The sequence below is a fragment of the Falsiroseomonas sp. genome, assembly GCF_051859025.1.
Lineage (GTDB): Bacteria > Pseudomonadota > Alphaproteobacteria > Acetobacterales > Acetobacteraceae > Falsiroseomonas.
Map to the genome: position 1 here is coordinate 68,076 of NZ_JBHYGL010000016.1, position 13,039 is coordinate 81,114.

Annotated in this window: 10 protein-coding genes; 2 read left to right on the forward strand and 8 right to left on the reverse strand. The window is 70.5% G+C overall.

Annotated features, from left to right (window positions below; all coding sequences use genetic code 11):
- The first annotated feature begins 4 nt into the window (after nt 1–4).
- Nucleotides 5–1,309, forward strand: a complete 1,305-nt coding sequence (locus tag ACTIE5_RS16310; protein ID WP_439550760.1) for a TRAP transporter large permease — start codon at nt 5–7, stop codon at nt 1,307–1,309.
- A 98-nt stretch (nt 1,310–1,407) separates the two neighbouring features.
- Entirely contained in the window at nt 1,408–1,983 is a 576-nt protein-coding gene (locus ACTIE5_RS16315) for a class I SAM-dependent methyltransferase (protein WP_439550761.1), read from the forward strand.
- A 90-nt stretch (nt 1,984–2,073) separates the two neighbouring features.
- On the opposite strand, the gene ACTIE5_RS16320 is transcribed toward ACTIE5_RS16315, so the two are convergent.
- The 8 genes from ACTIE5_RS16320 to ACTIE5_RS16355 form a co-directional block, all read right to left on the reverse strand.
- Nucleotides 2,074–2,895 carry a peptidoglycan-binding domain-containing protein gene (locus tag ACTIE5_RS16320; RefSeq protein WP_439550762.1) on the reverse strand — a complete coding sequence of 274 codons (822 nt, stop codon included), beginning with the start codon at nt 2,893–2,895 and terminating at the stop codon, nt 2,074–2,076.
- A 133-nt stretch (nt 2,896–3,028) separates the two neighbouring features.
- Complete coding sequence (locus ACTIE5_RS16325) at nt 3,029–7,594, reverse strand: DUF4011 domain-containing protein (protein WP_439550763.1); 4,566 nt, start codon at nt 7,592–7,594, stop codon at nt 3,029–3,031.
- A 9-nt stretch (nt 7,595–7,603) separates the two neighbouring features.
- Nucleotides 7,604–9,178, reverse strand: a complete 1,575-nt coding sequence (locus tag ACTIE5_RS16330; protein WP_439550764.1) for a Na+/H+ antiporter — start codon at nt 9,176–9,178, stop codon at nt 7,604–7,606.
- Nucleotides 9,179–9,258: 80 nt separating this feature from the next.
- Nucleotides 9,259–9,417: a hypothetical protein gene (locus ACTIE5_RS16335; RefSeq protein ID WP_439550765.1), complete on the reverse strand. Its 159-nt coding sequence runs from the start codon at nt 9,415–9,417 to the stop codon at nt 9,259–9,261.
- A gap of 3 nt (nt 9,418–9,420) precedes the next feature.
- Nucleotides 9,421–9,903 carry a DUF1003 domain-containing protein gene (locus ACTIE5_RS16340; RefSeq protein ID WP_439550766.1) on the reverse strand — a complete coding sequence of 161 codons (483 nt, stop codon included), beginning with the start codon at nt 9,901–9,903 and terminating at the stop codon, nt 9,421–9,423.
- A gap of 83 nt (nt 9,904–9,986) precedes the next feature.
- On the reverse strand, nt 9,987–10,739 hold the full coding sequence (locus ACTIE5_RS16345; RefSeq protein ID WP_439550767.1) for an SDR family NAD(P)-dependent oxidoreductase: 753 nt from the start codon (nt 10,737–10,739) through the stop codon (nt 9,987–9,989).
- 115 nt (nt 10,740–10,854) lie between these two features.
- Nucleotides 10,855–12,363, reverse strand: a complete 1,509-nt coding sequence (locus ACTIE5_RS16350) for a tripartite tricarboxylate transporter permease (RefSeq protein WP_439550768.1) — start codon at nt 12,361–12,363, stop codon at nt 10,855–10,857.
- A 13-nt stretch (nt 12,364–12,376) separates the two neighbouring features.
- Complete coding sequence (locus tag ACTIE5_RS16355) at nt 12,377–12,829, reverse strand: tripartite tricarboxylate transporter TctB family protein (protein ID WP_439550769.1); 453 nt, start codon at nt 12,827–12,829, stop codon at nt 12,377–12,379.
- Nucleotides 12,830–13,039 lie beyond the last annotated feature (210 nt).

Below are 13,039 nucleotides of genomic sequence, written 5' to 3' on the forward strand. Positions count from 1 at the left end.
CGCCATGGACCTGCTGACGCTCTCATTGTTGCTCCTTGTCGTCCTCTGCATGCTGCTCGGCGCGGGGGTGTGGATCTCCATGAGCCTCGCGGCCGTGGGCTACCTCGCGATGGTGACGACATCGCCGACGCCGGGGCTGTTCCTGGCGGGGGCCATGTGGGAATCGACGGGATCCTGGACGCTGGCCGCATTGCCGATGTTCATCTGGATGGGGGAGATCCTGTTCCGGACCAGGCTGTCGGAAGAATTGTTCAACGGCCTCGCCCCCTGGGTCCGTCGCGTACCCGGCCGGCTTCTGCACGTTAACATCCTTGCATGTGGCATCTTCGGCTCAGTCTCAGGCTCCTCCGCCGCAACCTGCGCCACGGTCTCCAAGATCGCGCTGCCGGAGCTGAAAAGGCGCGGCTACGACGAGAGGATCGCGATCGGAAGCCTGGCCACCGCCGGCACGCTCGGCATCATGATCCCGCCTTCCATCATCATGGTGGTCTATGCGGTGGCGGCAGAGGTTTCGATCGTTCGAGTGTTCATCGCGGGGTGCCTGCCAGGGCTGATCGTGATGCTGCTGTTCAGCGCCTATATTGTGGTCTGGGCGCTGCTGAACCCGGACAAGCAGCCCCCGATGGAGCCGCGCCTTTCCTTCGCGCAGAAGATGCGTGCATCGGCCCAACTGATCCCCTGCGCGATCCTGATCGTCGTCGTCATCGGCAGCATGTTCGTGGGCTGGGCGACGGCGACGGAGGCCGCGGCGTTCGGCGTGCTGGGCAGCCTCGTGCTGGCGGCGGTGACGCGCACGCTCAGCTGGGACAGTTTCCGCGACAGCCTGCTCGGCGCCACGCGGCTGTCCTGCATGATCATGTTCATCCTTGCCGGCGCGGCTTTCCTGACCAAGGCCATGGCGCTGACGGGGATTCCCGCCGCCTTGGCAGAGGGCGTCTCCGCGCTGGGCCTTGGTCCCTACGGCATCATCGCCGTGCTGGTTGTGGTCTACATCGTGCTCGGCACCGCGCTGGATGGCGTTTCCATGATCGTCCTCACGACATCGATCGTTGTGCCGATGATCCAGCAGGCGGGGTTCGACCTGGTGTGGTTCGGCATCTTCATCGTGCTGCTGGTGGAGATTGCGGAGATAACACCCCCGGTGGGCTTCAATCTGTTCGTGATGCAGACAATGACGGGTAAGGACCAGGGAGAGGTCGCGATGGCCTCGCTGCCCTTCTTCATGATGCTCGTGGTGACGCTGGTGCTCATCACGCTGTTTCCGGTGACGCTGGTCACGGGGCTGCCGGAGTGGCTGCTGGCCCGGTGAGCCGACCGGGTTGCCGCCTGGCCACCACGGGTGGCGGTTCACCGGCGGAGGCTGCTATGCTGACGCCGCCTTGATGATGTGGATGGGCCGGAAAGACCATGTCGATCGAGATTGCGGAGGGCATACCGGGTTGGATGTCCGTCGATGACCTTCGGGTCCTGGCGGCACGCGCGGCGAAGGTCAGGGAAGGCGGGCACCTGGTCGAGGTAGGGCCCTTCCTCGGCCGCTCAACCTACGTCTTCGCCACCGCCTGCCACCCATCCGTGACGGTCCATGCGGTCGATCCCTGGTCATGGCTGCCGAGCAACTACGGACCCGATCAGCCCGGGGGGCCCATAGACCCGACCCAGGAAGCAGAGGCTCTGTTCGACAAGCATGTGGCTGCCTGTTCGAATGTGAGGAAGTACAAGGGCTACAGCCCGAACGTCCATCCGCCGGTGTCGGAACGGGGCTTCGACTTCGTGTTCATCGATGGCGACCACCGGAGCCCGGGCTTCGACCGCGATGTCGAATTCTACTACACGCGCATGGCGCCGGACGGCGTGCTGATGGGCGACGACTACACCCCTGACTGGCCGAACATCAAAAGCTTCCTGAAGTCCTTCGCGTCCCGGCACGGTATCAAGCTGAAGCTGCATGGCGAAAAGCTGTGGGAGCTTGTCCGCCAGCCATAGGCCATCCGGGCGGTCCCTCCGCCGGCCTGGAATCACGAAAGGCGCGGGCAGGGTTTCCCCGGCCCGCGCCCTTCCGGCATGAGGCTGGCCTTATCGGCCGGCGCCGCCACCCGACCCGCCGGCACCCGCGCCGCTGCCGCCGCCCGTGTTCACGTCACCCGGCGTGGAGCCGCGCGAGGCTCCAGGCACCTGCTGGCCACCGGGGACGCCTGCGGCGGTCGGCGCGGTCGCCACGCCCGGAGAGGCCGGTGTGGTGGCGGGGCCGGCACCCGACATCGGCGCGTTGCCGGGCACCGGCGCCGCGTTCGGCGTGCCCATGCCACGCTGGTCGTTCCCGCCCTGGCCTGGGCCGCCTTGGGCCTGGCTGGCCTGGCCACCACCCATATAGGCGCGGTCGCGGTCGGACATGGTACCGCGCGTGCCAGCCGTGGTGGCGGCGCTGACGTTCAGCGCGGCCATGGTCTGGCTGTCCAGGCGGCCATTCGGTTCGATGTTGTTGGCGCGCTGGAAATCCATGGTCGCCTGGCGGGACCGTTCTCCCCAGATGCCGTCGGCCGGGCCCGGGTTGTAGCCGCGCGCCGACAGCGCCTGCTGCGCCTGGCGCGCGGACCCGCTGGCGGCGCCACCACGGCTGCTGGTGTTGGTCACGCCGGGGACGCGGGTCTCCGGGTTCTCCCAGACCGGGCGGCCCAAATTCACATCACGCGCATCGGTGGTGGCGCCCGTGATGGCGCCGGCACCGCCGCCGATCGCCGCACCCGCCAGCGCGCCGACAGGCCCGCCAAGCGCGCCGATACCGGCACCGGTCGCGGCGCCCGCCGCCGCACCACCCTGCACGCGTTCCTGGGGATCCGTGCCGCAGGCGGCGACGAGAAGACCCAGGGCCGCGGCACTCATGATCTTGGCATACATCGCTTCGCTCCTCGTTCTTCCGGCATCGCCCCATGAAGGCGGGGCGGGGTCCGGATCATCCGACGGGCGATGAACGCAGCGGTGGCGGCGATGGTTGCGTGGGCGGGCGCGTCCCGCGGGGCGGGAAGCGGCGTCAGCCCGCGGTCGTGATCCTCCCGGCGCCAGCCAGCGCCGCGACGCGCGCCGCGATGGCCGGCGCGGCGGAGGCATCGAGGCCAAGCAGCCGGACGATCCCCGGTGCGAGTTCGGCCTCCGTCGTCTGCGGCAGGGCGGCAAGAAGGGCATGGGCCGCAGCCTCGATTTCCGCGGGCGCGACCATGGCGGCGCGGCGGAGATGCGGCGCGGCCGCGCGGCGGTCCCGCGGCGCCGCCGGCGGCGCATCCTCGGCGGTCCAGAAGCCGCCGGCCTCCGCCACGCCCTGCAACTGGCCCGCCAGGCGCAGCGCCTGCTGCAGCGCGGCGCGGTCGGGTGCTTCAAGCTTCTCCTTGCCCCAGAGCAGGCGGATGCGTTCCAGCACCGCGTCGGTGTGGATGGGCTGCTCCGTGCGGATGATGGCGGCCAGCACCTCCGACAGCGCGGCGAAGGGCATGGCGGGGATGGCGATGGCCGTGTCCACCGCCGGCGTCGCCTCCGCGTAAGGCATGGCGAGGCCGGGATCGGGGCCGCCGGCGGGGGCGGCTTCCGCCGTCTCCGGCTCAGCGCCGAGGGCGGCGCGCAGGCGCGCGCGCTCGGCTTCCGGGCGTTGCAGCCAGGCCAGCGACCAGGCGCGGTGCAGGCGCCAGCCCATCTGGCCGAGCGCGGCGGCGCGGCCGCGTTCGCGGTCCCGCGCGGCGCGGATGCTGGTCCAGTCGCCGGCATCGGCCTCCACGCCCAGGATGAAATCGGCGCCGTCCCGCGCGGCGACGTCGAGGAACAGCCCCGCCGTGCCGACGCGCCCGACGGCCTCCTTGCCCGCCGCCTGGATCTCGGCGCCGATCACGGTCCCCAGCCCCGCACGCACCGCGCCCGACCCGGGCGCCCCGCTTCGCAACCCGCCCGCGGCAGCCTGAAGAAAAGTCTTGAGGGCGGCGGTGCCGCGGCCGGATGCGCGTTCCAGGTCGATATCCTCCGCGCCGATGCCGCTGAAGACGATGCAGCGCTTCTTGGCGCGGGTGATGAGGACATTGAGGCGCCGTTCGCCGCCATCGGCGGAAAGCGGGCCGAAGCGCATGGCGAGCTTGCCGTCAGACCCGCGCGCATAGCCGACGCTGATCATGATGGCGTCGCGTTCGTCGCCCTGCACGTTTTCCAGGTTCTTCACGAAGAAGGGCTCGTGCTCATGCGCGGTGAAGAAGGCCTCGGTCTCCGGGCTTTCGCGGCGGAGCGCCTCCACCGCATCCAGGATCGCGTCGCGCTGCTTGAGGGAGAAGGCGGCGACGCCGAGCGTGTCGCCCGGCGTTTCCTTCGCATGGCGCAGCACGGCCTCCGCCACCGCGCGGGCCTCCGTCCGGTTCACGCCGGCGCCGGCTTCCCAGGTGCCATCCACGCGCGTCAGCGAAAGGCCGAGGGTGGCGGAGCGGGCGCGGGGGGATGGCAGGACGAACAGGCGGTTGCCGTAGAACTCCGCGTTGCTTGTCGCGATCAGGCTTTCGTGCCGGCTGCGGTAGTGCCAGCGCAGCATGACGTTGGGCACGCCGCGCGCATTCGCCAGGCCGAGGATGCTCTCAACCTCGCGCGCCGCCACGGCCTCTCCGGTGTCCTCGACCTCCACGGCTTCGTCATCCTCCGACGTCATGCGCTGGAAGAAGCGCGTCGGCGGCATCTGCTTGTCGTCGCCGACGACGACCACCTGGCCGCAGCGCGCGATGGCGCCGAGCGCATCGACGGGTTCCACCTGCGAGGCCTCGTCGATCACCAGCAGGTCGAAGGACAGGCCGGGGCGCAGGCCGTGCGGTGGTGCCAGGAATTGCGCGACGGAAAGTGGCGACATCATCAGGACCGGCTTCGCGGCCTGCACCACCTGGCCGGCGCGCAGCAGCAATTCGCGGACGGGCAGGTGGCCGCGCTTCTTCTCGAATTCCCCCATCAGCAGGGTGAAGCCGGGCAGATCGCGGAGCCCCGCGATGCGGGATGCGTGGGCCGCGCCGCATTCGCGGCGGGCGAGGTCGATGCGGGCGCGGTCGGCTTCCGCGAATTCGGCCACGAGCCGGTCGAAACCCGCGCCATCGAAGGCCGCGAGCTCCGGCCGCGCGCGCATGGCGGCTTTCAGCAGCGCTTCCTCCAGCGCGAAGTCGAAGGCCGCCCGCGCGGCTTCCGGCGCCAGGCGGCCATCGGCCAGGCGATCCACCAGCGGCCTGAGATCCTCGCCCGCCGCCGCCACGGCGCGGCGCCAGCCGAGCCAGAGGGGCAGCGTCTCCGGCTGGCCGGCCCAGTCGCCGAGGCGGGCGGCGATATCGGCCAAGGGCGGGTCGGAAGCCTGGAATGCGGCATTGGTGTCGAGCGCGGTCTCCGCCACCAGGTCGTGATGCGCCGCGATGGCGGCCTCCACCGGCGCCGGGTCCAGCACGGGCATTCCGGCGGCCAGGGCAGCGGCGGCCTCCGCGCCATGGGTGTCGCGCCAGGCCAGCAGGGCGTGCATGGCGGGGGCATCGCCCCAGATCGTGCCGAAGGCGGCGCGGCCCAGCGCCTCCCCGGCCGTGACGGCGCGGGCGGCCTCCTGCCCGGCCAGCGCGGCATCGAGGGCGGGGAGCGGGTCCGCGCCATCGATGGCGATGCGGGCGGCCAGGGCCTTGGCGTTGCGCTGGGTGGCGGAGAGGAAGCCGAACAGGCCACCGCCGGCCGAGAGCGCCTGGCGGGCCTCCGCGATGCCGGTTTCCGCCAGGGCGCCCTGCTTCAGGCGGCGGTCGGATTGCGCGGCGGCCAGCGCGGCCTGTGCCTCGGCCAGGGCGCGCAGGGGCGCGGGGTCCGCGGCCCAGGCGGGATGGGCCGTGGCGACGCGGTCATGCGCCGGCGCGGCGGCCACGGCACGGGACAGGGCCAGCAGCGCGGCGGCGCCGGCCGCGCCGGGCTGAGGGCGGCCCAGCGCGCGGGTGGCGGGGGCGAGTGCGGCGGCGCCGGCCGAAAGCGCGCGGATCAGCGCGGGCAGGCGGGCCAGCAGGCGTTCCTGCTCGATGGGGGCGAGGTCCGCGCCGATGCCGCGCCAGGCGCTGGCCGGGCCGCCTTCCGCGGCGCGGGCGGCCAGTTCCTCGACCGCGGCCTCGGCGGCCGCGATGCGGTCGGCGGTCCAGTCTCCCGCGGCCAGCACGAAATCGGGTGCCGCCTGCCCGCCGGCGCGCAGGCCGACCAGGCGCCCCACCACGGCGTGCAGCGGGCGGGCGCTGTCGCCCACCGGTGCCGACATGGCACGGGCATGGCCGTTCAGGCGACCGCGCAGCGATCCGAGGCGACGGATCAGCGCATCCCGTTCCGGGCGGCGGGGTGGCGGCAGGGCGAGGGTAGCGCGGAGTTCGTCCAGCACCGCGCGCTTCGACTGCTTCTCGCTGTGCAGTTCCAGGCAGGCGGCGCCGAGGCCGATGGAACCGAGCCGGCGCTGCACCACCTCCAGCGCCGCCAGCTTCTCCGCCACGAACAGCACGCGGCGGCCATCCAGGATGGCCTGGGCGATGATGTTGGCGATGGTCTGGGACTTGCCGGTGCCGGGCGGGCCCTGGATGACGGTGTGGCCGCCGCGGCGCACGGCTTCCGCCGCCAGGGCCTGGCTGCCATCCACGTCCATGACGTGGTCCAGGCGCTCCACCGGGATCTCGGCATCCACATCGGTGTCGTCGGGGAAGGGCGGCGGCGCGACGAGGGCTTCGCCGCCGACCAGCGCGCGGACCATGGGGTGGGTCAGCAGGCCGGGATTGGCGGCGGGGTCCAGATCCCGCCACATCAGGAATTTCTGGAAGCTGAACAGGCCGACCGCCAGCCCATCCGGGTCCACGGCCCAGCCCTCCCGCCCGCCGATCGCCGTGCGGACGCTCTCGGCCCAGGCGGTCGGGTCGTAGGTCTCCGCATCGAAGGCGGGCAGGTCGAGCCGGAATTCGGTGGCGAGCTTCTCCCGCAGGCTGAGGTTCTCCTGCATCTCCAGCCCCGCGGCGCGCAGGCGGAAATTCTGGCCGACGCCCTCGCGTTCGAGCGTCACGGGCAGCAAAGCGAGGGGGGCGAGGCGCTCGGTCTCCGGCGTCGCGGGGTCCCGCCAGGCTAGGGTACCGAGGGCGAGGGAGAGGGTGGCGACGCCCGTTTCCTCCCGCGCCGTGCGGGCATCCTGCATCAGGTCGCGGAGCCGCCGGGACAGGTCCTCCGGCGAAAGGCGGACGCGCAGCCGGGTGTCGCGGCGCGCATCCTCCGCGCTTTGCGCGGCATCGGCCGTGGCGATGCCCTCAGCCCGGCGCGCGCGGGTGGCGCGGCGGCGCGGCGCCGGGGTCTCGGGCGGCGCGGCGGGCGGTGCCCCGGTGGGCGGTGCCTCGATGGGCGGTGCCTCGATGGGCGCGGCCTCGAAGCCGAAGGCGCGGTTGGCGCCCAGCGCCTCAATCACGAAATCGGCGTCCTCATCCTCCAGGATGACGACGCCGCGGGACCGGCCGGGCTTCGGCAGGGCCAGCAGGCGGTTGCGGGTGGACAGGTCGAGCAGCCCGCGGCGGGCTTCCTGCAGGCGGGCGGCGAGGGCGGCGTCATCCATTCGCCGCAGTTAGTGTGCCGGTGCGGCGCCGAGAAGGCGCAGCATGCGGATCTCCTCCAGGTCATGCTCCAGTTCCAGCGCGGTCAGGAGTTCATCATCCAGCTGCCCGTCGCGATGATGGTCGAGCAGCGCGCGGCGCCCTTCCCGCAGCGCTGCCAGGCGGATGCGCATCCTTGCCTCCAGCTCCGCCTGGCCGCGCCCCTTGGCGACACCCTGGAAGACGCGCGCCTTGTCCGTGTATTCGGAGAGCAGGTCCTGCGCGACGGGGCCTTCCAGGATGTCCTCCGCCCGGCGCTGGATCTCCGCCAGCGTGGCGCCGGCGACGTGGCGGCGCACGGCCGCTTCCTCCGGCGCCATGCCGTTGACGGCGGGCTCCTCCACCTTTGTGCGGCGGATCACCCATTCCAGCGTGGTGCCCTGCACCACCAGCGTGGCGAGGATGGCGCAGAAGGCCAGGAAGACCAGCAGGTCGCGTTCCGGGAAATCCAGCGGCAGGGCGAGCGCCGCGGCCAGCGACACCACGCCCCGCATCCCCGCCCAGGAAATCACGATGGCATGGCCGACCGGCGGCGCGGGCTGGCTGCGCCCAACCGAGGGGATGAGGCGGGAAGAGTAGAGGGCCGGGAACACCCAGACGAAGCGTGCCACGATCAAGGCAAGGGAAAGGGCGACGGCGAGCATCACCATTTCCCCCACGCTGTGGGTCGTGATGCGGTCGAGAATCGCGCGGAGTTGCAGGCCGGTGAGGATGAAGACCAGGCTGGTGAGCACGAATTCGACGAACTGCCAGACGGTGACGGCGGCGATGCGGCTTTGCGGCGACAGGCTCGCATGCTGCTTCTGGCCGAGCACGAGCCCGGTGGTGACCACGGCCATGACGCCGGACAGGTGCAGCGCTTCCGCCGCCATGAAGCTGGCGAAGCAGGCGATGAAGCTGGCGGCGACGATGAGGAGCGTGTCCTTCAGCCGCGGGAAGACCCAGGCGCCGGCCAAGCCGACGCCATAGCCGATGGCGATGCCGCCGGCGGCCACCAGGACGAAGGAGGCAGCGGCCTGTTCGATGGCGACGCCGCCCGCGGCGACGGCCGCGATGGCGAAGCGGTAGAGCACCAGCGCCGTCGCGTCATTCACCAGGCTCTCGCCTTCCAGCACCGTGACGATGCGGCGGGGGATGCGCAGGCGGGACAGCACGGCGGCCGCGGCCACCGCATCCGGCGGCGCGACGATGGCGCCCAGCGCGACCGCGGCGGCCCAGGGCAGGCCCGGGATCAGCAGCTTCGCCACCACGGCGATGACCACCGCGCTGAACAGCACGGCGCCCACCGCCAGCAGCAGGATGGGGCGGATATTGGCGCGGAAGGCTCGCCAATCCGTGCGCCAGGCGCTGGCCTGCAACAGCGGCGGCAGGAAGAAGGCCAGCGCGATCTGCGGGTCCAGCGTGACGGCGGGCAGCCCCGGCACGAAGGCAAGCGCCATGCCGCCCAGCACCAGGATCACCGCATAGGGCAGGTTGAGACGGCGGGCGACCAGCGCGAAGCCGATGCAGACCGCGATCAGGGCCAGCACGGCCTCGACGATTTCCATGCGGCCAGCTTAGCGGAATGCAGGGGGGCGGGGACAACCGCCGGTCGCGTCGTGCCGGCGATCGGCGTGCCGCCCGCGTGTCACTTCTTCCGCGTCAGCGCCAGCACCAGCACGATGGCGGCGATGAGGGCGACGGCCACCATGCCCTCCACCACCGGGAAGTTCGGTGCGTCCCGCGCGACGAAGATCGCGGCGACGGCGCCGGCGGCGACCAGCAGGATGCGAAGCAGCCAAGCCATGGGTCATGCCTCCTTGCGCTGTTCCAGCGCCTCGATCCGGTCGAGGGCGCGGCGAAGCAGTTGCATCATCTCCAGCAATTCGCGTTCGCGCAGCAGGTCGATCTTCTCATGCAGCAGGGTGATGTCGGCCTCTGCCCGCAGGTTCACCTGGTAGTCCGCCAGCGCGCGGTCGCGGTCCACCTCCGACTGCCGGTTCTGGCTCATCATGATGATGGGCGCGGTGTAGGCCGCCTGGAAGGACAGCATCAGGTTCAGGAGGATGAAGGGGTAGGGATCCCAGGCATGGGCGCCCGCCACGACATTGGCGATGATCCAGGCCACCAGCAGCCCGGACTGGATGAGGATGAAGCGCCAGGACCCGACCGTGGCGGCGACGCTGTCCGCCAGCCGGGCGCCGACGGTGGGCGGCGGCGGCGCGCTGCCGCGCCGCTGCTTGGCGCGCGCGATGGTGCGGCGCAGATGGGTGGGGTGATGGGACTGGGTCATCCGGGGTCGTCCTTCCCGTTTCGATCCCAGCCTACACCCGCCCCGGGGGTGGAGCCCCGCGGCCTGCCGATGGCAGCGGCGCGTCAATGGCTGTGGCGCAGCGTGCCGCCATCCACATGGATGACCTGCCCGGTGATGTAGCGGGCGCGCGGGGAACAGAGGAACGTCACCAGCACGCCCAGATCCTCCGGCTCCCCGATGAAGCCCACGGGGACCTCGGCGGCGGCCCAGGCCTGGCGCGCTTCCTCATTCGGCAGGATGCGGGCGTCGATCTGTTCCGACCGGATGCGGCCAGGTGGCACCGAATTCACCGTGATGCCATCCCGGCCGAGCTGCCGGGACAGGGCTTTTGCCCAGATATGGACGGCACCATTGGGGGCATTGGCCGCGTTGATGATGTGCGGCTCGTCCGATCCCGTCAGGTTGACGATTCGCCCGTATTTCTGCGCCCGCATGGCGGGCACCAGAGCGTGGGTCATGCGGCGGCCGGCGTGGAAGTTGATCTCCATCGCCTCCATCCAGACCTCATCGGGGCCGAGATCGGTTTGAGGGCGGCTGCCGCCGGCATTGTTCACCAGGATGTCGCAGCGGCCGAATCGGGCCAGCACCGCATCCCGCGTCCGCTCCGCGCAGCCCTTGTCGGTGAAGTCGTCCACCAGGACCAGGGGCTCGGCGCTGGCGGGCAGGGTGGCGGCCAGTTCTTCCAGCAGGTGGCGGCGGCGGGCGAGGATGGCCAGCTTGCAGCCTTCCTCCGCCAGCAGCCTCGCGATGGTGCGGCCGAGGCCCGCCGATGCGCCGGTGACGAGGGCGACCTTGCCCGTGAGTTGCAGGTCCATGCGAGCGTTCCTCCGTTGATCGGCGCCAGGGTGCGTCCTGCGGCGCGCAAGCGAAAGGGGCCGCCCCTTGCGGAGCGGCCCCTTCCTGTATGGGATCCGGGCAGCCGGGGCGGGATCAGCCGCCTTCGGACAGCGCGGTGTCCTTCTTCGCGCGCAGCGACGGCAGCGCCATGGCGGCCAGCGCGATGAAGGCGATGGCGAGCATGCTGGCCGAGATCGGGCGCTCGAAGAACACCATCGCGTCGCCGCGGCTCAGCAGCATGGCGCGGCGCAGATGCTCCTCCATCATCGGCCCGAGAACGAAGCCGATCAGCAGCGGCGCGCCTTCGAGCTTCAGCTTGGAGCAGAGGTAGCCGAACAGGCCGAACGCCACCGTGAGGTAGACGTCGAAGACGTTGTTGTTGATCGAGTACACGCCGATCGCGCAGAAGACGAGGATCGACGGGTAGAGGTAGCGGTAGGGCACCTCGAGCAGCTTCACCCACATGCCGATCATCGGAAGATTGATGACCAGCAGCATGACGTTGCCGACCCACATCGAGGCGATGAGGCCCCAGAACAGGTCGGGCTGCGCTTCCACCATGCGCGGACCGGGCTGGATGCCCTGGATGATCAGCGCGCCGACCATCAGAGCCATCACGGCGTTGGCCGGGATGCCGAGCGTCAGCAGCGGGATGAAGCTCGACTGCGCAGCGGCGTTGTTGGCCGCTTCCGGGCCGGCCACGCCTTCGATCGCGCCGGTGCCGAATTCATGGCGGAACTTCGAAACCTTCCGCTCCACCATGTAGGAGCCGAAGGAGGACAGCGCCGCGCCGCCACCCGGCAGGATGCCGAGGACGGTGCCGAGTGCCGTGCCGCGCAGGGTCGAGGGAATGGCGCGGCGGAATTCGTCCCGCGTCAGGAACAGGCTGCCGACCTTGTGGGTCAGCACATTGCGGCTTTCCGGGCGTTCGAGGTTAAGCACGATCTCGGCGATGCCGAACATGCCCATGGCGATGGCAACGAAGCCGATGCCATCGGACAATTCAGGAACGCCGAAGGTGAAGCGCTGCTGGCCGGTCTGCACGTCGGTGCCGACAAGGCCGAGGCCGACGCCGAGCACCACCATGCCGATGCCCTTGATCACCGAGCCCTGCGCCAGAACCGCGGAGATGATCAGGCCCAGGAACATGAGGGAGAAGTAGTCGGCCGGGCCGAATGACAGCGCGACCGAGGTGAGCAGCGGGCCGGAGGCCGCGACAACAATGGTCGCGACCGTGCCGGCGAAGAAGCTGGCCAGCGCGGCCGTGGCGAGTGCCGCGCCGGCTCGACCGTTGCGGGCCATCTTGTAGCCTTCGAGGACGGTCACCACCGAACTGACCTCGCCGGGCAGGTTCAGCAGGATGGCCGTTGTCGAGCCACCGTACTGGGCGCCGTAGTAGATGCCGGCGAGCATGATGATGGCAGTGGTCGGGCCCATGCCGAAGGTGATCGGCAGCAGCAGCGAGATGGTCGCCACCGGGCCGATGCCGGGAAGCACGCCGATGGCGGTGCCGATGAAGGCGCCGAGCAGTGCGAAGGTCAGGTTCTCGAACGACAGCGCGACGCTGAAGCCGAGAGCGAGGTTCGAGATGAGGGTTTCCATTGTTCGTGTTCCCTCAGCGGCGCCAGAACGCCGGCCAGATCTCAATGCGGATGTCGAGTTCTCGTATGAACACCCACCAGCATAGCGCGAGGAGGAAGATGATCAGGCCAACCACGCCCTTCCATCGATGCGTGTTGTCCGCCAGCGTCGAGATGCAGATCGTGACCGCCAGCGTCAGGAACAGGCCCGCCCATTCAAGGATCAAGCCGAATACGGTCAGCGCCGTGAGGACGAGAACCAGCTCGCGCATCGCCCAGCGTTCGAGCTTTTCGGGGCCGTTGAACAGCCCGAGGAGGAAGATGATCCCGCCAAGACCGAGCAGCAGCCAGAAGGTGAGCATGGGCATGTAGCCAGGGCCCATGCGGCGGGCAGTGCCCAGCGTATGGTCCTGGTTGAGCCAGAGCCCAGCGATCGCGATCCCAGCCAGCATAAGGCCGGACGCGACGTCCTTTGCGTTGATCTTCATTCTCACCTCGTTCTTGCCCGGTTTGCGCCGGCGCGTAGCCCGTTCCCATCAACCATTGCAGGCCGACCGCACTGCCGGTCCTGCAACTCCCCAACAAGGCGGATAGCCGGCCAGAACCGCATCCTTAACCCTGTTCAACCCTAGGCCAAACGGCTTCGCTCACGCAATCGAGAGCTTTGTAAGCCGCCGTCCATCCGGATATTCGTCTAG